Annotated in this window: 23 protein-coding genes; 19 read left to right on the forward strand and 4 right to left on the reverse strand. The window is 40.9% G+C overall.

All coding sequences use genetic code 11. The features are described 5' to 3' along the window. Positions 1 to 282: 282 nt before the first annotated feature. Both BQ5321_RS09060 and BQ5321_RS09065 read left to right on the forward strand, forming a co-directional pair. A complete protein-coding gene (locus BQ5321_RS09060; RefSeq protein ID WP_071394186.1) occupies positions 283 to 1071 on the forward strand; it encodes a hypothetical protein in 789 nt (262 codons plus the stop codon). A 146-nt stretch (positions 1072 to 1217) separates the two neighbouring features. Next, positions 1218 to 1418 (forward strand): hypothetical protein, encoded by a 201-nt coding sequence (locus BQ5321_RS09065; RefSeq protein WP_071394187.1) that lies wholly within the window; start codon positions 1218 to 1220, stop codon positions 1416 to 1418. A gap of 106 nt (positions 1419 to 1524) precedes the next feature. Here the strand turns inward: BQ5321_RS09065 and BQ5321_RS09070 are convergent, their stop codons facing one another. Together BQ5321_RS09070 and BQ5321_RS09075 are read right to left on the reverse strand one after the other, a co-directional pair. Further along, positions 1525 to 1866, reverse strand: a complete 342-nt coding sequence (locus tag BQ5321_RS09070; RefSeq protein WP_071394188.1) for a hypothetical protein — start codon at positions 1864 to 1866, stop codon at positions 1525 to 1527. A gap of 129 nt (positions 1867 to 1995) precedes the next feature. Continuing rightward, the gene (locus tag BQ5321_RS09075; RefSeq protein WP_071394189.1) at positions 1996 to 2532 is read right to left on the reverse strand and encodes a GbsR/MarR family transcriptional regulator; all 537 of its coding nucleotides are present in this window, start codon (positions 2530 to 2532) and stop codon (positions 1996 to 1998) included. A 256-nt stretch (positions 2533 to 2788) separates the two neighbouring features. Between BQ5321_RS09075 and proV the strand changes: the two genes are divergently transcribed. The 6 genes from proV (at position 2789) to BQ5321_RS09110 (ending at position 8259) form a co-directional block, all read left to right on the forward strand. After that, a complete protein-coding gene (proV, locus tag BQ5321_RS09080; protein WP_071394190.1) occupies positions 2789 to 4030 on the forward strand; it encodes a glycine betaine/L-proline ABC transporter ATP-binding protein ProV in 1242 nt (413 codons plus the stop codon). Positions 4031 to 4040: 10 nt separating this feature from the next. Continuing rightward, positions 4041 to 4880, forward strand: coding sequence for an ABC transporter permease (locus tag BQ5321_RS09085; RefSeq protein ID WP_390622185.1), 840 nt, complete (start codon positions 4041 to 4043; stop codon positions 4878 to 4880). Beyond that, on the forward strand, positions 4880 to 5779 hold the full coding sequence (locus tag BQ5321_RS09090) for a glycine betaine ABC transporter substrate-binding protein (RefSeq protein ID WP_071394192.1): 900 nt from the start codon (positions 4880 to 4882) through the stop codon (positions 5777 to 5779). The genes BQ5321_RS09085 and BQ5321_RS09090 overlap by 1 nt, the downstream gene beginning before the upstream one ends. Positions 5780 to 5901: 122 nt before the next feature. After that, positions 5902 to 6627: an MOSC domain-containing protein gene (locus BQ5321_RS09095; RefSeq protein WP_071394193.1), complete on the forward strand. Its 726-nt coding sequence runs from the start codon at positions 5902 to 5904 to the stop codon at positions 6625 to 6627. 523 nt (positions 6628 to 7150) lie between these two features. Next, the gene (locus BQ5321_RS09105; RefSeq protein WP_071394195.1) at positions 7151 to 7732 is read left to right on the forward strand and encodes a chromate transporter; all 582 of its coding nucleotides are present in this window, start codon (positions 7151 to 7153) and stop codon (positions 7730 to 7732) included. Then, positions 7729 to 8259, forward strand: a complete 531-nt coding sequence (locus BQ5321_RS09110) for a chromate transporter (protein ID WP_071394196.1) — start codon at positions 7729 to 7731, stop codon at positions 8257 to 8259. The genes BQ5321_RS09105 and BQ5321_RS09110 overlap by 4 nt, the downstream gene beginning before the upstream one ends. Before the next feature lie 88 nt (positions 8260 to 8347). Here BQ5321_RS09110 and BQ5321_RS09115 read toward each other — a convergent pair whose 3' ends face one another. Next, the gene (locus BQ5321_RS09115) at positions 8348 to 8695 is read right to left on the reverse strand and encodes a ZinT/AdcA family metal-binding protein (protein ID WP_315970115.1); all 348 of its coding nucleotides are present in this window, start codon (positions 8693 to 8695) and stop codon (positions 8348 to 8350) included. Between the two features lie 184 nt (positions 8696 to 8879). On the opposite strand from BQ5321_RS09115, the gene BQ5321_RS09120 reads away from it, so the two are divergent. Then, complete coding sequence (locus BQ5321_RS09120) at positions 8880 to 10334, forward strand: diguanylate cyclase domain-containing protein (RefSeq protein ID WP_071394198.1); 1455 nt, start codon at positions 8880 to 8882, stop codon at positions 10332 to 10334. Between the two features lie 56 nt (positions 10335 to 10390). On the opposite strand, the gene BQ5321_RS09125 is transcribed toward BQ5321_RS09120, so the two are convergent. Continuing rightward, entirely contained in the window at positions 10391 to 12385 is a 1995-nt protein-coding gene (locus tag BQ5321_RS09125; RefSeq protein WP_071394199.1) for a tetratricopeptide repeat protein, read from the reverse strand. 589 nt (positions 12386 to 12974) lie between these two features. Between BQ5321_RS09125 and BQ5321_RS09130 the strand changes: the two genes are divergently transcribed. The 10 genes from BQ5321_RS09130 (at position 12975) to BQ5321_RS09175 (ending at position 21777) form a co-directional block, all read left to right on the forward strand. Further along, positions 12975 to 13157 (forward strand): Fur-regulated basic protein FbpA, encoded by a 183-nt coding sequence (locus BQ5321_RS09130; protein ID WP_071394200.1) that lies wholly within the window; start codon positions 12975 to 12977, stop codon positions 13155 to 13157. Positions 13158 to 13329: 172 nt separating this feature from the next. Next, positions 13330 to 13518, forward strand: coding sequence for a hypothetical protein (locus BQ5321_RS09135; RefSeq protein ID WP_071394201.1), 189 nt, complete (start codon positions 13330 to 13332; stop codon positions 13516 to 13518). Between the two features lie 16 nt (positions 13519 to 13534). After that, the gene (locus BQ5321_RS09140; protein ID WP_234978373.1) at positions 13535 to 14305 is read left to right on the forward strand and encodes an isochorismatase family protein; all 771 of its coding nucleotides are present in this window, start codon (positions 13535 to 13537) and stop codon (positions 14303 to 14305) included. A gap of 223 nt (positions 14306 to 14528) precedes the next feature. Continuing rightward, a complete protein-coding gene (locus BQ5321_RS09145; protein WP_071394203.1) occupies positions 14529 to 16034 on the forward strand; it encodes a 4-hydroxyphenylacetate 3-hydroxylase N-terminal domain-containing protein in 1506 nt (501 codons plus the stop codon). Positions 16035 to 16082: 48 nt separating this feature from the next. Beyond that, positions 16083 to 16880 carry a maleate cis-trans isomerase family protein gene (locus BQ5321_RS09150; protein WP_071394204.1) on the forward strand — a complete coding sequence of 266 codons (798 nt, stop codon included), beginning with the start codon at positions 16083 to 16085 and terminating at the stop codon, positions 16878 to 16880. Next, positions 16873 to 17364, forward strand: a complete 492-nt coding sequence (locus tag BQ5321_RS09155) for a flavin reductase family protein (RefSeq protein ID WP_071394205.1) — start codon at positions 16873 to 16875, stop codon at positions 17362 to 17364. The genes BQ5321_RS09150 and BQ5321_RS09155 overlap by 8 nt, the downstream gene beginning before the upstream one ends. A gap of 54 nt (positions 17365 to 17418) precedes the next feature. Continuing rightward, positions 17419 to 18078: an isochorismatase family protein gene (locus BQ5321_RS09160; protein ID WP_084786713.1), complete on the forward strand. Its 660-nt coding sequence runs from the start codon at positions 17419 to 17421 to the stop codon at positions 18076 to 18078. Positions 18079 to 18287: 209 nt separating this feature from the next. Further along, on the forward strand, positions 18288 to 19793 hold the full coding sequence (locus tag BQ5321_RS09165) for a 4-hydroxyphenylacetate 3-hydroxylase N-terminal domain-containing protein (protein WP_071394206.1): 1506 nt from the start codon (positions 18288 to 18290) through the stop codon (positions 19791 to 19793). Between the two features lie 104 nt (positions 19794 to 19897). Next, entirely contained in the window at positions 19898 to 20737 is an 840-nt protein-coding gene (locus BQ5321_RS09170) for an alpha/beta fold hydrolase (protein ID WP_071394207.1), read from the forward strand. Then, positions 20737 to 21777: a 2,5-dihydroxypyridine 5,6-dioxygenase NicX family protein gene (locus BQ5321_RS09175; RefSeq protein ID WP_071394208.1), complete on the forward strand. Its 1041-nt coding sequence runs from the start codon at positions 20737 to 20739 to the stop codon at positions 21775 to 21777. Before BQ5321_RS09170 ends, BQ5321_RS09175 begins: the two co-directional genes overlap by 1 nt. The last annotated feature ends 77 nt before the right edge of the window (positions 21778 to 21854 follow it).

Genomic DNA, 21854 nt, shown 5'->3' on the forward strand with positions numbered 1-21854 from the left:
ATGAATGCAAATGGTATTTCGATTCAGTTGGGTTTCAAACCCCGGCTGAATGAAGTTAAGCCTCCGGCGGTTGTCACGGATTTTTTAAAGGTAGTTTATCGAGCGAGCTCAGGTAATCCGGACGCAAATTCGACGGGCGAATTTGATCAAATAAACATTCCTCTAGTATTCATAGATTCTTCCATAATAAGTCATTAAATGACTTCTATTTATAGTAAAATGTTATTGAAGGTAATATTTTACTTTTCAGCGAAATCGGTATTTAAAATGGAGGTGCATGAAATGAGGAAGCTTGTAAAATGGTTCATCGCATCTTTTCTCGCTTTATCAGTATTAGTCGGCTGTGAGGAAAGCAGCCAGGTTGAAAAGCCAGTGCAGATGGAAGAGTCTGAGGCACCAACAGCTGTGAAGCACGACATCGACGATGTTGTTATCATAAAAGAAGCCGTTCATAAAGAGGGGATTACTCCAAATGGTGAGAAGGTAATCTATGTATACGAAGCACCAGTCATCCTTGTGGATAAGCCAGGAGCCCAAAAAATAAACAATTATTTTCAAGCTTTGGTAAGTGACCTTGAAGCAAGGGTTGACAATGGACAGCTGATGCCTGTAAAAGTAGAGGCCAAAGCGTATTTAAATGACGGGATTCTATCCCTTGTGATGGATGTTCATAAAACGGGGTCAGAAGGAATTTATGCAGTGAATTATCAGCTTGAAAAAGATCAGGAGCTAAGCACGAAGGAATTGCTAGAAAAATATCAATTTGAGCCTCAGCGGCTGATAACAGAAATAACTAGACAAAAAGAATTAAACGAGAGCAAGCCTGAGGAAGAGAGGGACTTTTTCAGTATCGATTATTTTGTCGATACCATCATCACAAATAGTGAGGAGTTTCCTTCACAGGCTGAATATGTAAAAAGACTAGACGAAATCCTACAAAAGCCAAAGGAAGAAAAAGAAGACTTTGTTATGGAAAACATCGATAAAATAAAAGCTTACATGAATTCGGATGCTCATTTTGTATTCATTCATCGAGGAGCGCTTGAAGATGTAGAGCTGGTTGTTCAGTAGGAGAAAAGGGGAGCCGTTAAACCAAAATAGGTCTGGTCAATCATTCATCAAGATTTCTATTTCCTCCGACAAATTTATGCAAGAAATGAAACCTTTTACAGCGCTCATACGTAAAGGTATTATAGAAACATAAAGGAGGGATTTAAGTGAATGGCATGAAGAAGACAATCCTATTATACGGTAATCTAATCATGGCAATGGTTATGTGTAGCTTTGCTTTTGCCACCTTCCTAGATGCAAAAATCTATTTAACCATCCTGCTCGCTGCAGTCGGCATGGTGATGCTTGCCATTGTACGATTAACGGCCTTAAATCATCTTAAATTAGAGGCAAAAAGAATAAAGTAAGCATGCCTATCATATACAACAATCAAAAAGACCACTTCCTTCTATATTATATAGAAGGTTAGTGGTCTTTTTTTGTGAAGTATGAACCGTAAACATGCTTCCACGGTTATTTATTTAAGAAGACGGTACCTATGGCAATCAAGCATATGCCAATAATGGAATAAACAGAAATTTTTTGCTGTAAAACGAGAATAGAAAGGATTGTAATAAGTAGGGCGTTGACCCCTGTTTGGATACCGCCAAGCATGACCGTATTGCCGAACAGCTTGCTGCCTTGAATGAATCCCCAGGCAAGTAGAATGTTTCCTAAAAAAGAAAGAGGGAGAAAATACACATTAAATTTGATACTATCCTTTAACGTCGGTTGAAAAAAATAGGCTGACAAAATTGGTAATAAGGAAAAAACAGCAGCCCCAAGTATAATGGCTCCAATTACAAGAAGCTTCAAAGGAACACCTTCTTTATAGTCATATCTCAAATAGTATATGACATAACATTTTCCTTCTATTCCTTATACGTAATTGATAGAAAGGGGAGGATGGGAACGCCATCCACTCCAATGTCTTTGTTAAAACCGCTATTTCTTATGGATTGGAACAAAGTTTAATATTTCCTTTGTCTCAAAGCTATCGATGAGTCTGTGCTGCCAGTCGTAATACTCAAGCCGTTCCTCTAGCTTACTTAAATCTTTTTTCGCTTGCACTCTTGTTTCTTCAGATGTTTTAGGATCTGCAATCAGTGCCTTTAATTTAGTAAGGGATTTTTCCATAGCACTGCTATTGGTCGTGATGGCTGATCGCCATTTGATGGAAAAGTAATCGAAAAAGCACTGATACCAGTCTTCGTTAATTGTATATAGGTCCTTCCGCTGACCCTTTACCCAAACCTTTTCAACCATATTTAAATCGAGTAAGCTTCGAACCGACGTACTCATGCTTGTTTTACTCATCCCAAGCTCGTCCTTCATTTCATCAAGTGTCAGTGGTTTATCAGAATAAAAAAGAAGGCCGTATAATCGACCAGCGGATGGGGTAATTCCATAAAGGTTCATATTTTTTGCAATGGCATCAATAACCATCGTTCTGGTTCGTTCTAGGATTTCATTGTCTTCCAATCTATTTCACATCCTACATAATTAATAATACTATTTAAACATAGACTACATATTCATTATACAAAAGTAAAGTCTTCTTTTACCCTGTAAAAGGAAGCAAACAGGAGGAATACTAAGTAAACCATTTGTTTGTAACGTACAGTTTTTTCTGTACGTACTATATTGTCGAAAAACACCGAATATACCGTTTGAACTAAAATATACGAATAGTCTATACTTAAGAAGTCCTAAGCGGCAAATTTGGTGAGGTGAAAAAATGGAAGAAACAGATATAAAAATTAAGGTGAGTGATGTAACCAAGATTTTTGGGAAAACATCCAAGAAGGCCTTACAGTTAATCAAGGAAGGGAAAACGAAGGACCAGATATTAAAGGAAACGGGTTCAACCGTTGGGGTCAATCGCGCATCCTTTGAAGTAAAGGCTGGCGAGATCTTTGTGATTATGGGATTATCCGGTAGCGGTAAGTCCACCTTAGTCAGATTGCTTAACCGTCTAATTGAACCAACAATGGGGCAGGTTCAAATTGATGGAAAAGATGTCGTGAAAATGAGTAAGGAAGAGTTACGGGAAGTTAGAAGAAAGAAAATTAGTATGGTCTTTCAAAAGTTTGCTTTGTTCCCTCATCGCACCGTGCTCGAGAATACGGAGTATGGATTAGAAATTCAAGGTGTTGAAAAGGCCGAGAGAAGTCATAAGGCATTGGAAGCATTAGAATTAGTTGGACTAAAGGGCTATGAGCAGCAATATCCTAGTCAGCTGAGTGGTGGAATGCAGCAGCGTGTAGGATTAGCGAGAGCACTAGCAAATGATCCTGATGTTCTTTTAATGGATGAAGCTTTTAGCGCCTTAGATCCGTTGATTCGAAAAGATATGCAGGATGAGTTGCTAGGATTACAATCCACGATGGAGAAAACAATTGTTTTTATTACCCATGATTTGGACGAGGCCCTTCGGATTGGGGATCGAATTGCTTTGATGAAGGATGGCAACATTGTCCAAATCGGAACACCAGAAGAAATCTTAATGTCTCCTGCCAATGAATACGTAGAAAGATTCGTCGAGGATGTCGATCTGTCGAAGGTACTAACAGCACAACATGTCATGAAGCGTGCGGAGACGGTTCAGGTGGATAAAGGTCCACGGGTTGCGCTTAAATTAATGAAGGATTTAGGCATTTCCTCTATTTATGTTGTGGATAAAAAGCAGACGCTTCTAGGTGTAATTACAGCAAAGGATGCTTCGAAGGCAGCTGAAGAAAATCAGCCGATTACTGGCTTTTTAGAGAAGGACATGAATGTAGTTGGAACCGATACCTTATTGATTGATTTATTTGAAAAAGTATCGTCGTCAAGCATTCCGGTTGCGGTGACAGATGAAAATAATCGATTAAAAGGAATACTGATTAAAGGTGCTGTAATTGGTGCCCTAACGGGTAATGAGCGATACATAAACGAGATTGCTGAACCTGAAGCAGCAGCAGCTAAGGAGGTGATGTAAGATGGAAGGAATGTTACCGAAGCTTCCTTTAGCAGATTGGATCGATGCTTTAGTGGATTGGTTGACGGCTACGTTTGGTGATATGTTTGATGGGATATCAGTTGGGGTTGAATTTTTTGTTGAAGGAATTGTCGCGGGATTAGGCTTTATCCCTTCTATAATACTAATGATTCTTGTGAGCTTACTAGCCTGGAAGATTTGTAATTTCAGAATAGCTTTATTTGGACTACTAGGATTATTCCTAATTGATAATCTAGGGTATTGGCAAGAAATGCTAGAAACACTCGCTCTTGTCTTAACGGCTGTGTTGATTTCAATCGTGATTGGGATTCCAACTGGAATTTGGGCATCACAAAACGAAAAAGTACGACAGGTCGTCACACCGATACTAGACTTGATGCAAACCATGCCAGCCTTTGTTTACTTATTGCCGGCGATCTTCTTCTTTAGTATTGGGGTCGTGCCGGGGGTCGTGGCATCGGTTATTTTTGCGATGCCACCAACGATTCGTTTAACTGTACTAGGAATTAAACAAGTACCAGCCGATTTAATTGAGGCAACAGAGGCGTTCGGCTCTACAACGAAGCAAAAGCTATTAAAGGTTCAGCTTCCGTTAGCCATGCCAACGATTATGGCTGGAATTAATCAAAGCATCATGCTCGCTTTATCGATGGTGGTGATCGCCTCGATGGTTGGAGCTCCAGGACTTGGGACAGAGGTGTACCGTGCCGTTACACAAATTAAAACAGGGATTGGGTTTGAAGCTGGTTTGGCCATCGTCGTTATGGCGATTCTGCTAGACCGTATCACGCAAAATATTGGAAAGAAAAAACAAGGGGGAACCGCTTAATGTTTAAAAAATTTGTAGGAATCACTTCAGCAGTAGCACTTACGTTAGGATTAGCAGCATGTGGAGGAAATGATACATCATCAGGATCTGAAGATTCAACGAAATCCGTAGGTGAACAGCTGGATTATGAAATTGTCGGAATTGATCCAGGTGCAGGCATCATGAAAATTACCATCGATGAGGTTTTACCAGAATATGGTCTTGATAAGTGGGAGGTAGTAGAGGGTTCAGGCTCTGCTATGACAGCCGCTCTTAAAAAAGCATATGACAAAGAGGAGCCAATTATTATCACTGGCTGGAGCCCGCACTGGAAGTTTGCCAGCTATGACTTAAAATATCTAGAGGACCCAAAGGGAATCTATGGTGGAGCTGAAGATGTGAACACAATTGTTCGTCTTGGCTTAAAGGAAGACAAGCCTGATGCTTATAAGCTGCTTGACCAATTTAACTGGGAGCCGGAGCATATCGAAACGGTTATGAACTTAATTCAAGAAGGTCAGGATCCAGCAGATGCTGCAGCACAATGGGTAAGTGAAAATGAAGAGCTTGTTAACACTTGGAAGGAAGGCGTTAACGAGGTTGACGGTGAAGAGCTTAAGCTTCTTTATGTAGCATGGGATGATGTTATTGCCAGTACGAATGTGGTAGGTAATGTGCTAGAAAGTATTGGCTATGAAGTAGATTTAGTACAGGTCGATGCAGGTCCAATGTGGGCTGGTGTAGCAGACGGTAGCGGTGATGCCTTGGTAGGTGCATGGATGCCAACAACTCACGCGGACTATTATGCTGAATATGAAGGAAAGTTCGAAGACCTTGGAGCCAATCTAACTGGTACAAAGCTAGGCTTAGTTGTACCAGCGTACATGGATATTGATTCAATTGAAGATTTAAAAGAATAATAGGGTATAGACCAAAAGATAGCAAGATACCTCTTTGCTATCTTTTCGTTTTAGATTCATATGTCAATATAGAGAAGAAAATCATATGGTATACGTAGCGGATTTTTAAAGGAGTGGATGGAATGCTAGTTGGTCATATCAAGGAAATCGTACGTCACCCAATCAAATCCTTTGGAGGTGAACACGTAGAAAAAACGAGAATCATGGAATATGGCTTATATGGGGACCGCAGCCATGCTTATCTAGATGAGACAAATAATGGTGATTTCTTAACCATTACCCATTTTCAGGAAATGGTGCGTTATCATGCAAGGTTTGCAGGAGAAGAAGGACTGGAGCAATATCCGAAGGTCGAGGTCATCACACCGGAGGGTAAGGTATTAGACTGGGATGACGAGAGCTTAATCAAGGAATTAGAGGATAAATCCGCAAGGAAAATTTCTACTATTCAATATACTCCCTCTCATGTGCCAATTGGACCGATTGCCGTGGAGCCTATTCTCCTGGCAACCGATGCCTCATTAGCCCATTTGGAGGAACTATGGGGAAAGGAAAAAATTGATTATCATCGTTTTCGTCCGAATCTATTTATCTCTTTAAAGGAAAAAAAACCGTTTGTGGAAGAGGAATGGATGGGCAGACGGCTGCAAATAGGGAGTGAAGTAGAGCTTGAATTAGTGGGTCATTGTATACGGTGTATGATTATTACGGTTGATCCAGAAAATGCAGAGCGAGATCCAAGCCTGCATAAAACGCTTATTAAGGAAAATAAAAATCACTTTGGTGTATATGCTTCTGTTATCAGAACAGGAGAAATAAAGGCCGGTGATGAAGTGATTCTGCTGTAAATTAAAAAGGGAGTTGCCTAGGTGTCAGACACTACAAGCTATCTTATATCCTATGTGTTTTTATGCAAAGTGATAGAAGATACAGCCTTGTGGTGCCTGGCATTTTTGCTTTCTATAATGAAGATACTCGAGACTGTTAAACTTCATTCAGCAGAAGTCCTCCACTTCTATAAGTGGGGGATGAATGCAAATGGTACTTCGATTCAGTGGGGGTACAACCCCGGCTGAATGAAGTTAAGCCTCCGGCGAGTCTTGCGATTTTTTAAGGTAGTTTACCCGAGCGAGCTCAGGTAATCCGGACGCAAATTCGACGAGCGAATTTGATAAAAATATATTGCAGAAAAAATTCACATATGTATGATGAAGTTATAGCTTGAACACATATTTAAAAGGAAGTTGGAACAAGGACAGGCGTGAATTCGGAGGGGCTGACTCGCTCTCGGAGATGGAGACGCGTCTGGATATTAGTATTCTCCTATTCTATGGACTTAGATAGGATGCTCCATTAAAGGTGGTTATTAAAATGAAGCTTTATCTCAATATATTTATCGCATTTTTTCGATCAGGAATATTAGGCTTTGGCGGGGGTCCCTCATCGATTCCGTTGGTTCACAAAGAGGTGGTTGAAACCTTCAAGTGGATGAATGATGATCAATTTAGTGATGTATTAGCTCTAGCCAATACGTTGCCAGGCCCACTTGCTACGAAAATGGCTGGATATATTGGCTATCGAGTTGCTGGCATACAGGGACTCATCGTTGCCTTGGTTTCCTCCATATTACCTACTGTTTTTTTAATGCTGGCTCTTTTAACCTCCTTTAATCAATTCAAGGATAACCCAAGAGTTCAGGGTATGACCCATGCCGTTGTTCCCGTTGTCGGCGTGATGATGGGAATCTTGACCTGGAGCTTTTTGAAAAAGACAAAGAATGGCTTGGGCTGGAGAAATGGCGGTCTTCTTTTGCTCGGCTGTTTCATCTGTATGGTCGTGCTGCAAATTCACCCGGGTATCGTGATAGGCGTCTTGTTAGTAGGAGCATTAGTGCTGCCAGAAAAGAAAAAGAAAACCGAAGCACCTGTTGAAGGAAAAAGTGAGAGCTTATGATCTATTTGCAATTATTCTTAGCATTTTTGATTCCTGGACTTGTTGGGTATGGAGGCGGACCTGCTTCTATCCCGTTAATTGAACACGAGATTGTCGATCGTTTTGGCTGGATGACAACGAGTCAATTTAGTGAGGTGCTGGCAATCGGAAATTCCTTACCAGGTCCGATTGCGACGAAGATGGCAGGCTATATTGGGTATGAGGTCGGAGGAATTCTCGGTTCATTGGTGGCCTTGTTTGCCATTGTGGCCCCATCCTTAATTCTAATGGTTTTATTATTAAGTATCATCTATCGCTATAAAGATTCACTAAAGGTAAAAAGGCTGTCAAAGGTCGTTCTGCCTGCTGTAGCGATCTTAATGGGAACACTTACCTTTGATTTTTTCCATGAATCGACGATGTCAAATGGACTTTGGGAAACCCTTATTATTGCGATTATCACCTTATTATTATTGGAAAAATGGAAGGTCCATCCTGCCTTTGTTATTCTTGGCGGCCTCGTCTTTGGAGCATTTTTTTTAGTGTAACCTAATAGCTGGGGCTTGTATTGACAAGATTAAGAGAGAAAAAAGATGTTTCACCGTAATGGGTGGCATCTTTTTTCCCGATTATCGTTTAATATGCCGTCATTTCCTTTACAATTTCTTCTCCGCTTAAATGAGAAAAGTAGTACGTTGGCCAATTGTCCAATTCTTTTAAGAGCGTGTCATGGTCTTCGTCGCCAAAGTAGATATGGTAATGCTCTGCTTTTGTTGGGTAAATACCATGGTCACTGAATTGATCATGCTTAGGCACACCAGCCTCATCACCAACTAAATCAAATAAATAACGAACGCCTCGGTTTCCCGCTTCATAGGTCAAAATTTCATAGCCCTGATATTCATATTCGCCCGTTTTAGCTTCACCATTTTGATAAAAGGTCATGGTATCATCCTTAATTTCTAAAAATGCAATAGGAAGCAGCTCTTATATCTAATTAAATAAGTTCCAAAAGATTAGGAGAAAAAGGGAATAGGTTTATGATGTAAAATATAGTAAAATAGTACTATGATATATAGTCATGAATAATCAAGATCCCGAACCGAAATGAATGGATAGAGGTGTGTCCTAACATTTTTCAGCTGGTAATCTTATTTGAGGTGAATAAATGAAGTACACAGGAAGAATTATTCTAGTCCTTTTTTCGATAGCTGTTAGTGTATTTGAATCACTTATTGAGCCTATAACTCTATACAATATACTAGAGGCCTTGTTCTTCGCCACTATCGCTTATATAGTGGGCTGGTCCTTTGATCGCTTGCATTATTTCCGAAAAAGGGCAGAGCAAAGTGAAAAATATAATCGTGAGTTAATTGAGTACTCTCCGGAGTCTGTCCTTGTTTATCATCAGGATAAAATTATTTTTGTAAATGATCGAGTCGAGGAGTTATTACAGATAGCTGCTGACCAGTTAATCGGAAAGTCTATTTTTGACTTCATCCTTCCAGAGCATCATAATCAAGTAAAAGCAAGGATTCAAAGAGCCTCATCAGGACTTCGAAATGTGGAACGAATGGAAATCAAATTATTTTCAGGTAAAAAGGAGATTCTCGATGTTGAGGTTTCCTCTGTACCGATTTTTTATCGTAATAAGAATTGTATGGAGGTCTTTATCAAAAATATAACTGCGAGAAAAAAACTAGAGGAAAAGCTGCGGAAGAATGAGGCACTTTATCGCTTTATTACAGAAAATTCAACGGATATTATCACCTATTTGAAACCGAGTGGTTTGTATGAGTATATATCGCCATCCTGTGAATCGATTTTGGGCTTTAGTCAAGATGAGCTCGTAGGTAAAACGATGTTCGATATCCTCCATCCTGAAGAAATCCAAGTAATCTCTCATTTTTTAACGGAATCTCAATCTCATAAAGATTTTGCCACATTCCCTCATCGGATTAGAAAAAAGGATGGTTCCTTCCTTTGGCTGGAAACAAATGCACGTACGATCCGAAATTCAAGCCATGAGCTAGAGGGCATCGTTGCCGTCTCAAGAGATATCACGGCAAGGCTCGATAAAGAAAGCGAGCTCCTCGAAACCAATGAAATGCTGCGCTATTTATCGCTTATGGATGGTCTCACGGATATTCCGAACCGACGCTGCTTTGAGGAACAACTGCAAAGGGAATGGAATCGAACGATGCGTCATTCGATGCCCTTATCAGCCTTAATGATTGATATTGACTTTTTCAAAAGGTTCAATGATCTTTATGGCCACCCTGCCGGGGATGTATGTATCAAGCAAATTGCGACCGTTATTAAGAATACACTGCAAAGGCCTGCTGATTTTGTTGCCCGCTACGGCGGGGAGGAGTTTGTCGTGCTCCTTCCGGAAACCGACGAAGACGGGGCTGCCTTTGTCAGTGAAGGAATTCTCCAAAATATCAAGCAATTGAAAATCGTCAACGAAGGCTCTGACATTGATGAATATGTAACCATTAGCATTGGCTGCGCAACTGTTTTTCCAACTTCACAGCTAAAGCCTGAAGACTTAATTGAACAGGCTGATAGCGGCTTATACCTAGCAAAGAATTCTGGCAGAAATCAAATGAAAATCAACTAAGCTAGATACAATAAACAAACGGGTCACTGGGAAAATAACTCCCCGTGACCCATTTGTTATCTGCTTTTTTTCAACCAGCTCATTAATTTCTTATTCCTTCTCCATAAATCAAAATGCTGGTCAGCATAAATAATTGCCTCTGATTCTTTTCCAAGCTCAAATCCGTTAGGAAGATACATCGGAATTTCTCTTTCCTCTAATAAAAAAGCAGAAACATACGGATTCTTTTTCAATGCCTTTTGGAGCAGCTGTTTGGCCTTACTAGTGGCTCCATTTTGCAAAAATTCAAGGAGGACACGGTTGTAGGCTCCATTTGCTGTCATCTCTTCTTTATATGTATTTAATAACACGGCAGCTTGGTCCAGCAGTCCTTTTTCAACTAAAACGGTAAATAACTCATAGCGAACCCCTTGATTGTCGTTTGGATTTAGTTCAAGGAGCTCCTCATAGTGTTGAATCGCCTCAGTCAAGCGGCCTTCACTATGTAAAAACTCAGCGTAATCATATTTCGCGCGCATATAAGGGCGGGTGTGGAAAATTCCCCAGAAATGACCGGCATTTTCCTTGAAAAAGTCCTCGCCAAGTTCCTTTTCACCTGCTTCCACTGCCTTTAATAGCAGCTTTTCCTCCTTAAGGGGATTCAACTCGAATTCGGCTAAAATACTATAAGCACCAGGACTATTTGGATAAAGCTTCAGTGCTTTCTCAGCAAGTTGCTTTCTCCGTTTGCCCGTTGCCTCATAGGCATCAAATAATAGCTCCTGTGCTTTTTCCTTATTAGTCAGCTCCCGCTGCGGTCCTTGCGAATGGTTTCGTTGCTTTTTAAGCAAAGAATTGGCTTCATCCTGTGAGCTAAAGGACGTTTTTTCTAGGTTGTTCTGTATGGCATGAAGCTCCCGTTCCATTGGGACTCCGGAGTGGGCAAAAAGTGAGCTGTTGTCGTCCTCTTTATCAAATAAATCGTCTTCATCGAATAGGTCATCATAGACCTCTTCTAGATCAATCGTAGCTAGCTTTTCCTCAAGCTCATGAATTTCCTCCTCAAGCACAGCCTCCATATCCTTGTATCTGGTGGACAAGCTGCTTACGGAAATGGCGAAATCGTCAGCAAGCTCCTTTTGCGTTGTATAGCCGCCAAAGGGATTAAATTGATCGATTAAGTAGAGCAGGGCTGCCGTATAGACGCTTGTTTTCATGATCTTCGGATTCCTTTGCAGGCAGTATTGATGCCATAGATGGACGCCTAGATTTAGGAGAACATCCTCTTCGACATAGTCCTCAAATTCCAGGGCTACTTCCTTATGCTTAGGAGAAATCCAATTAAAATCCTCTATTGTTGGTTCTATCCCGAATAAAAAAAGATGAAGAATTTCCGGAAACGATTGGGCTACAAAGCTGTCAGGCTGAGACCTGTCCCTTCCCTCCATCATATTCATGACTCTGTTGACAACCATATTGGTTAGGCTTGCAGGTAAATCAATAAAAGTGGTAAAGAAGATCGAGTGCTCACCAGCAGGAAGGATAGTGCTCAACACTATGCCGCCGGTTTCAACTGGGTGCTCCTCATCCAGCACCTTTACCCTGTATACCTCGTCTGTGAAAATATCCTTCAGTGTGAGCAGCTGCTGGTCATCCTGATCCTGCTCTGTAATAAGGGAAATGGTGGGCTTTGCCTTTCGCCAGGATTGAAGTATATCCTTTACTCTTTGACGGGTCAGCTTTGCCTTTTGTTGATCAATATAATGGGACATAATTGTTTTTCCATCTACCTCTATAGAGGTAATAAACCAGGTTAAGGTGTAAAAGTGAAACAGTTCAAAGGCCTCATTTGGAATATCGATGGTTTCAAATTGTTCTTCTAGAACCTCTTCAATTTCTTCTGAAAAATGGTTCATGGCAAATTGAATCATATTGACCTGTAACTCCATCAGATCCTTATCAATTAACTGCTCCATGGAGATCACATTCGTTTTTCCACAGCAGTTCTTATATTTTTTTCCGCTGCCGCAAGGACATATATCATTTCTTCCAACCTTTTTCAAATTCTCCATTCCTTTCCTTCATTAGAATAGTGACGAAGACTTTTCAATACTGCAGATGATGATGCTATATTTCTTTTTTTCAAGTGCGTGTAGAGTTAAAAGTATGAAGAATGCTTCACAAAACGATAGCTTGCATTCTCTTTAAATCAGTTCTAGGTAATTCGATTATAACACTACAGAAGAGGGAAGGGGACAAAGAAGAGTGCCAAGCAGCTCCATAAATGTGAGGGTGCTTGGCACTCTGAAGTGAGCTATTGAACCTCTAGGGTCACATCGATATTTCCTCGTGTTGCTTTAGAATAAGGAAATTTAGAGGTAATCGGCTCACCTCAATTATAGTATAAATGTACAATTCTTCACATAAGTGGACTCATTAACTTTAGTCTAGGGTAAGCTGAGAACTATATATTTTTGGAGTCTAGGCCTATTTTTAATTCATACTTGACACATAGGAATTATAAGTTATAAAATATATTTAACGAATTAGTCATATAAGTTAAATCGTATTATCAAATAAGCTCTAAAAAATAAAACACAAATAGTGAAGCTGCAGGTAAGTTACGAAATAAACCAATCATTATTAAAAGGAGTGTTTCCATTGAGAAATAGTGTAGAGCAAAGACGGGAGAAGCTAATCAATAAGCTTTTTGGAGTGAATGTATTTAAGATCGAGGGTAAGCAGCTATATGAGCTGCCGCTTTCCATACTGGAACGAGAGTATCGCAAATATCAAGCAGAATACCATCCACATGGTGAATTTGGTTCTATTAGATGGTCTTAATCTATTCTTTTATGTACCTGTTTCATAATCCCATGTATCATTAAGGTGTTAGCATCATCCAAGCTTTGGAGTGTGCTGACACCTTTTTGTTATATAAAATCCAATTTGCTTGAAGATTCATGGTATAATTCGTTAAATAATATGTAATGAATTAAAAAACGGAGCCATGATTATGAAGCAATATAAACTAAAAAGGCCCTTCAAAGGCTATAAAAAAGGAACAGCCTTTTACCTGATTGCTCAATCTGAGTTTATCGGAGTGAAAGAGTTTGTCCTGCGAACGGATGATTTATCGAATCGGATATCGGTGAATGAGAGTGAGTTTATCAAGTATTTTATTTTTATTAAGAAAATTATCTAACAGCAAGGGGGGAATCATGATGTACGATAATCTCTTAAATATATCGGAAGCAGCAAAGCTATTGGGAGTTTCGCCCAGCACACTACGAAGATTAGAAAAGAACGGCTATATTGAAGAATATGGACTCAAGGTTATCTATACACCAGGAGGCCAGCGAAGGTATATGACAGATGAAATTCAGCAGCTTTTTTCTAATCAAGGGTTTTCTGGACAAATTGGATTTGGTGAAAAACCGGCACTATTAATCCGTGACTTAACGATTGCCTTTACCGATCCGCATTCGCAGTTATCTATTAACGTTGAAAATCAAATAGAAGCGACGAAACAGCTAGTTGAAGCAGCGCAGGAACATCATATACCGATCATTTTTAGTCAAACAATCTATCAATCTGATCATAAGGTTTCAAGGCTTTGGTGTACCAAGTTTCCGTCACTGCAAATATTAGATCCACAAAGCACATGGACGAATCTTCATCCGGAGCTCAGCGGCTATTCATATGATATCATTAATCCTACCGTATACATTACGGATATACATAACGAAGAAGTGAACACCTTTTTAAAGGAAAAGGATGTGGATACCCTTATTCTGGCTGGGGCTACGACAAGCGGAAGTATTAGAGCAACGGCAGTAGACGCCCTGCAAAGTGGGTATAGAGTCATGATTCCTAAGGAAGCAGTCGGGGACCGAAATCAGTCACTGCAAAACTCAACGCTACTCGATTTAAATGCCAGGTATGCAGATGTCATTAGCTTAGACAAACTCTTAAAAAATATGAAAACATAATACCCTTCATAAACCGTGAATGATCATAGATATCATCATGGTTTTTTTATTCAATAAAAAATATTCTGAATATTGACATAAGTATAAAAAAAGTATAGAATAACAAATGTGGTAAGTTTGGTAAGTTTGATTAACTTATATTAACTTTACAAAGTATGAGAAGTTTTGGTGAAAACGAATAATCAATGTAAAATCATATTCTAATTGAATGGGAGATGAAGGCATGGAAAACACTCAAATCATTTCAAAGTATTTAAAAACAGGTGAAATGTATAAAGAAAGTCTTCGTGATAATCGAACCGTCTATTATAAGGGTGAATTAATTCCGGATGTAACTACCCATCCGGTGACTAGCGGTGGTATTAATATCATGGCAAAAATTTTCGATGCCCAGCATCAGCCCGACTTAAAGGATACTCTTACTTATATCAACCCCCAGTTAGGTGAACGTGTCAGTAAAGCATGGATGATTCCAAGAACGAAAGAGGAACTCAAAAGCCGTCGGGAATTAACAGATTTTGTGGCAAAAGAAACATTTGGTGTCTTTGGCCGTCCATTTGACTTAGCTCCGCTTGTTCCAGTTGGCATGGCAGCCCATCTTTCTAAATTTCGTGCAAAGAGACCAGAGTATGCAGAGAATGTGCTTCACTATATTGATTATGCACAAAAGAATAATCTAATGGGACCAGAGGTATTAGTTGACCCGCAAAATGACCGTTCGAAAGCGGCTGCAGGTGGGGCCCGTCTCTTTGAAAATGAGCTAGGAAGTCAAATTAAAGGTGGCAATTCTACTCCTGCATTACTTCGAGTAGTAAAGGAAACGGAGGAAGGCATTTATATCAGTGGAGCAAAGGCGGTAGGATCCGTAGCAGCACAAGGAAACGAGATGATCCTTTCCAATCTAATGCGTCCAGGTTTGCTGCCGGAGGAATCTCTATGGCTGTCTGTTCCGATTAATGCACCTGGAATCCATATTATCGCTCGTGAAACCGTTTCTACGGATCCTTCTAAATCCTATGATCATCCGATTAAATCTCGCGGTGAGGAAAGCGACTCCTTCCTTGTATTTGATAATGTCTTTGTGGAGAAATGGAGAATCTTTAATTACGGCGTACCAGAGCTGAATGAATTATATGGTGAGGTTGTATTGGGTGTTCACTGGCACGTGCTTTCCCGTTTAGCAACGAAAGCTGAATTGTATGCAGGGGCAGCCCAGCTAATAGTCGATGCCTTAGGAACAGGGAAAATTCCTGGCGTTCGCTCGATTGTCTCTGAAGTCATTCAATATGCTCAAACCTTAAGAGCCTATGTACTAGCCTCTGAGGAGCTGGCACAACTTACGCAAGACGAGGTCATGTGGCCGGATGTCAATATGCTAACAGCTGGACGCCTGTACGGGATTACAAACTATCCGCAAATTATTCACCATCTCCAGGAATTATGTGGTCAAGGATTAGTGATGAGGTTCTCAGAAGAGGATTATGCCAACCCATTTATCAATAGCAAATTAGAGGAGCTTCTGTTTGGACATGAAATGACCTCTAAGCAAAAGAACCTATTAATGAACTTTATCTGGGACATTACAACAGATTCCCATGCAGGCCGTGTAGCATTATTTGAAAACGTTAATGCATTACCGGCACCACTTCTTCGCGAACGCCTCTATCATGAATACGACAGAACACCATTTATGAACCATATCCGTCAATCAATCGGACTACCGTTATAAAAAAATTTTCCTAACAGCTGGAAAAAATAAATAGGTGGGGGAGAAGGAATGAAAAAAAATTATCGTATTGGCCTTGTTGTGCCTAGCTCAAACACCACAATGGAAACGGAAATTCCCGCCATGCTTCAGCGAAAGCAGCAAATAGAGCAAGAAATATCCTTTACCTTCCATTCAAGCAGGATGCGGATGCAGAAGGTGACAAAGGAAGAGCTGAAATTAATGGATATTGAAAGCGACCGCTGTGCAGTAGAGCTTTCAGATGCAAGATGCAATGTGCTTGCCTACGCATGCCTTGTCGCGATCATGTGTCAAGGTCCTGGGTATCATATGGAATCAGAGCAGCGTTTGTTTAATCAAACGAAACAAAATCAAGCACCAACCCCGATTGTCAGCAGTGCCGGTGCATTGATTGAAGGGATTCAGGCCTTGGGAGCAAAGAAGGTTGCGATTATTACTCCTTATATGAAGCCATTAACAAAGCAAGTGATAGATTATATTGAAGCAAGCGGCATTCAAGTGACCGATTCTATTAGTCTGGAAATTCCAGATAATCTCGAGGTAGGCCGCCAGAATCCAATGCGACTCGTGGAAGTCGTGAAAAATCTAGATACAAGCCAGGCTGATGCCGTTGTTCTATCTGCGTGTGTGCAAATGCCTTCATTGGAGGCGATTCAAATCGTAGAGGATGAAATTGGAAAGCCTGTGCTTTCTGCCTCTGTCGCAACCGTCTATAAAATTTTGAAGACATTAGAGTTAGACCCATATGTTCCAAATGCAGGAGCTTTGCTGTCCAGAAAAATGGTGGCAAATGCTTCAATAGAGAAGGGAGGTCGTGTTCATGAATGAATTACAAAAAAACTTTCGTGAATCTATGAGCCGTTTGGCTGCCGGGGTAACGCTCGTCACTACCGAAATCGATGGGCGGCCATGGGGACTTACGGTAAGTGCAAGCTGTTCAATTTCCATGGATCCTCCGCTTATCTTAATTAGTCTTGCCAATACAAATGCCAGTACAAAGGCGATTATGGAAAATAACTGTTTTAGTGTTGCTCTTCTGGCACAAGATCAAATCGAAGTAGCGCTAAAGGGAGCAAAAGCAGGGGCGCCTAAATTTTTCGAGGAATTTACCGAAAGAAAAGGAAATGCCTATTACGATATTAAACAGGCATTAGCCAATATTCATTGTAAAGTAGATAAAGTAGTGGAGGCAGGAGACCATACGATTTTTATCGGATTAGTAGAAGAGGTTTCTTTAGGTGACGCACAAGCTCCATTACTATATTTTGACCGTCAATTTGGCGAATTTCAAACAGCTATCAAAAACAATTAATGATCATCATGGATTGGGATAATCCAATCTCACATGATGAGGGAGGGCAGCCTGATGGTACATGAAATAGATGATCAAGCTTTCTTTCAAGAAAGAGGCTTCGGTAAAAGGTTAGGGTTTGGGAAGAAACCTGGTTTGATTGTAGTCGATATGATTCATGGATTTACCAATCCATCGATGCCGATGGGGTCAGACCTATCACAGCAAATTGAAAAAACAAATCAACTTATCGATACCATGCATGCTTTGAAGCTTCCAGTATTTTTTACAACCATCGCCTATGATGATGAAACGCTGGCAGATTCCGGGATATGGTATCAAAAAATGGAAGGGTTAAAAACCTTGAAAGCAGGTACAGAGGCTGTCGAGGTGGATTCCCGCCTGGACTTCCGTTCGGGTGATGGCCTGATTGTAAAAAAATATGCTTCTGCATTCTTTGGAACGGACCTTATCGCCCGTCTGAATGCCAATCATGTTGACACCGTTATTATTGTCGGCTGTACAACTTCAGGCTGTATTCGTGCTTCCACTGTTGATGCCCTGCAATATGGCTATCGTCCAATTGTTGTAAGGGATGCGGTCGGTGATCGCTCACAGGCGTCCCATGACCAAAGCCTATTTGACTTAGAGCAGAAATATGCGGATGTAATGAACACAGAGGCCGTCATCGAATCCATTTCAACTAAATATCAATCAACTTCAATTAATTTTTAAAAAGATAGAGGGAATAGGTCTTTTTTTGAGAAAGGCTTATGTATACTACAAAGTTCAGAAAATTGACACTATTATGTTAGATGGATAGAATACAATTATGACTGCTATTGTAGGTTTATTTTAGGGATGAATGGCAGGCAGTATACAGCTTTGATAGGAACATCCTGCTAGTGTAAATAATCTATTTTGATAGGGTGGGAGATGAAGGAATGGAAAACATTCACGTAGTATCAAAGTATCTCAAAACAGGTGAAATGTACAAGGAAAGTCTTCGTGATAACCGCACTGTTTATTATAAAGGTGAATTGATTCCAGATGTAACAACCCATCCAGTCACAAGTGGTGGTATCCATATCATGAGTAAGATATTTGATGCCCAGCATGACGAAGCCACAAGAGATACCCTCACCTATATGAGAGAGGATATTGGTGAAAGGGTAACGAAGGCATGGATGATTCCTAGAACGAAGGAGGATCTTAAAAGCCGCCGTGAATTAACTGATTATGTAGCTCGAGAAACCTTTGGTGTCTTTGGACGACCATTTGACCTGGCACCGCTTGTTCCTGTTGGAATGGCCGCACATCTTTCTAAATTTCGTGAGAAACGTCCTGAATATGCCGAGAATGTCCTTCATTATATTGATTATGCACAAAAAAATAACCTCATGGGTCCAGAGGTTTTAGTAGACCCGCAAAATGACCGTTCCAAGGCAGCTGCCGGCGGTGCGCGTCTGTTTGAGAATGAACTGGGCAGCACGATTAAAGGTGCCAACTCTACACCTGCTTTACTGCGAGTGGTAAAGGAAACAGAGGAAGGAATCTATATTAGTGGGGCGAAGGCAGTTGGGTCGGTTGCCGCGCAGGGAAATGAAATGATTCTTTCCAATTTAATGCGCCCCGGCCTGCTGCCAGAGGAATCGTTATGGCTATCTGTACCGATTAACTCACCTGGTATCCATATCGTCGCGCGTGAATCGGTTTCGGCTGATCCTTCCAAAGCTTATGACCACCCCATTAAATCACGCGGAGAGGAAACCGATTCCTTCTTAATTTTTGATAATGTGTTTGTTGAGAAATGGAGGATCTTTAACTACGGCGTGCCAGAGCTGAATGAATTATATGGTGATGTCATTCTTGGTGCTCATTGGCATATTTTATCTCGTCTTGCAACAAAGGCTGAAATCTATGCAGGGGCCGCCCAGTTGATTGTCGATGCGTTAGGAACAGGGAAAATCCCTGGCGTTCGTGCGATTGTCTCAGAGGTCATTCAATATGCTCAAACCTTAAGAGCGTATGTATTAGCCTCTGAGGAGCTGGCAAAGCCAACCCAGGATGAAGTCATGTGGCCGGATGTTAATATGCTGACAGCCGGACGGTTGTACGGAATTACGCATTATCCGCAAATCATCCATCATTTACAGGAGCTTTGTGGACAAGGATTAGTGATGAGGTTCTCTGAAGAGGATTACAAGAATCCATTTATTTCCGGCAAGTTAGAGGAGCTTCTGTTTGGACGTGAAATGACCTCCAAGCAGAAAAACCTGTTAATGAACTTTATCTGGGATATCACAACAGACTCCCATGCAGGCCGTGTCGCGTTATTTGAAAATGTAAACGCGCTGCCAGCACCGCTTCTTCGTGAACGCCTCTACCATGAATATGACAGAACACCATTTATGAACCATATTCGTAAGTCCATTGGGCTTCCTGTTTAAGCAAAAGATTGAATTCTGCGGCATGATTGAAAAGGGGGCTAGTCCCCCTTTTAGCCTTTAAGTCTATAAAAATCCAGTTGATCTAAGGGAAGGGAGCAATTGAATTGGTTGAACATACATCCTTTGAGGATTTATACGTAGAAGGACTGCAAGCAAAGATTCACCTTATTACAAAAGGGGATAAAAATGGCATTCCTGTCATTTTCCTGCCTGGAATTAGCAGCTACAGCTTATCCTTTCGAAAAATCTTGAATTTGATGCCTGACCACTACTATTGTTTATCAATGGACCCAAGGGGTAGAGGACTGTCAGATGCACCAAAGGAAGGCTACACCCTCCAGGATTATTCGGAGGACTTACTCAATGTAATCAATGCGATCACTGATAATCCCCATCCTCCAATTCTAGTCGGACACTCTATGGGCGCTAGAATAGCGGCAGCATTTGGCAGCCGTTATGGTTCACTTATTTCCGGCATCGTCTTAATTGACCCTCCGATTAACGGTCCGGGTCAAAGAGAGGTTTATCCAAATCCACTATCTATGTTTATCCAACAAAAAGAAGCAGTAGACCAAGGGAAACTAGAACTTTTCCGCAGCTATTTTCCGTCCTTTACAGAAGAACAGCTGACAGAAAGAATGGAAGAATATAAGAATAATAGCTTACAGGCCATCATTCAATCCTATGAATCTCTCCTAAAGGAACCTTTTCAAGTATATGTCAAACTGTTAACAACACCAACCCTCCTGTTAGCAGCAGAGCATGGTGATACCATTCGCGAGAATGAGCTTCAGGTTTTAAAGCGATTGAACCCGGCAATGGAAACAGTGCGGGTGAAGGATGTTGCTCATATGATTTACAAGGATGCTCCAGAGGAAACAGTAGATTATATCACTTCTTTTGTTGATAAAATAATAAATCTAAAGGAAAGTGGTGTTTTATAATGAGTGTTCAGGATGAAATGATCTCTCTGTTTAAAAAGGAATTGGAACTATGCAAGCTGAAGCCGAATGAAACAGTGGCGGTTTTAACCTCTGGTGAGATTCGGGCGGATTACGCCAAAGCGTTCTTAGCAGCCGCCTCGCAAATTGGTGCCAATGCCTTTGAACTGAAGCTTCCACAAGCGGCCCGTGGAAATGAAGGATCATTTGGCATCACACCGTTAACCGATAACCGAGTAGCGGTGGAATGCTTGAAAAAGGCCGACCTGGTCATTGATTTAGTCCTCTTGCTATTCTCGAAGGAACAGCTGGAGCTTCAGGAAGCCGGCGTCAGAATATTAATGGTTGTGGAGCCCTTTGATGTCATTCAAAGAATGTTTCCGAAAGAGAGTGATAAGAAACGAGTTCTGTTTGCCACAGATCTTTTAAAGAATGCAAAGGAATTAAGGGTGACAAATCAGGCCGGTACGGATGTGACGTATCAATTAGGCCAATATCCAATCTTGACGGAATACGGCTTTGCTGATGAGCCGGGAAGATGGGACCATTTGCCAAGCTGTTTTGCCGCAGCCACTTCAAATGATGGTGGGGTTGAAGGGGTGGTGGTGATGGATAAAGGAGATATCCTATTTCCATTTAACCGATACCTCCAGGAGCAGGTGACCTTCACCATCAAGGATGGCTTTGTGACCAACATTGATGGCGGCTTTGAGGCGATGTTGATTAAGGATTATATGGAAAGCTTTAACGATTCTCGTGCCTATGCGATTTCACATATTGGCTGGGGGTTGAATGAACGAGCCCAATGGCACAGTCTTGCCTTTGATGATCAAGTATTTGGCATGGATGGACGCGCGTTTTATGGGAATGTCCTGTTCTCCCTAGGGCCAAACTCTGAATTAGGTGGCAGCAATGATACCCCATGCCATCTCGACTTACCAATGAAAAATTGCTCGTTATATCTTGATGGGAGATTAATTGTGAAAGATGGCGATGTGGTCATCGAAGAAATGAAGCCAATCGATAGTCAGCTAACAAGATAATACCTGGTTAATAGAGTTATGAGGTTAGTGCTATTTTTAAATAGGGCATCATGAGAGTGAGGGTACATATTCGCATA

Source organism: Bacillus tuaregi, assembly GCF_900104575.1.
Lineage (GTDB): Bacteria > Bacillota > Bacilli > Bacillales > Cytobacillaceae > Bacillus_BD > Bacillus_BD tuaregi.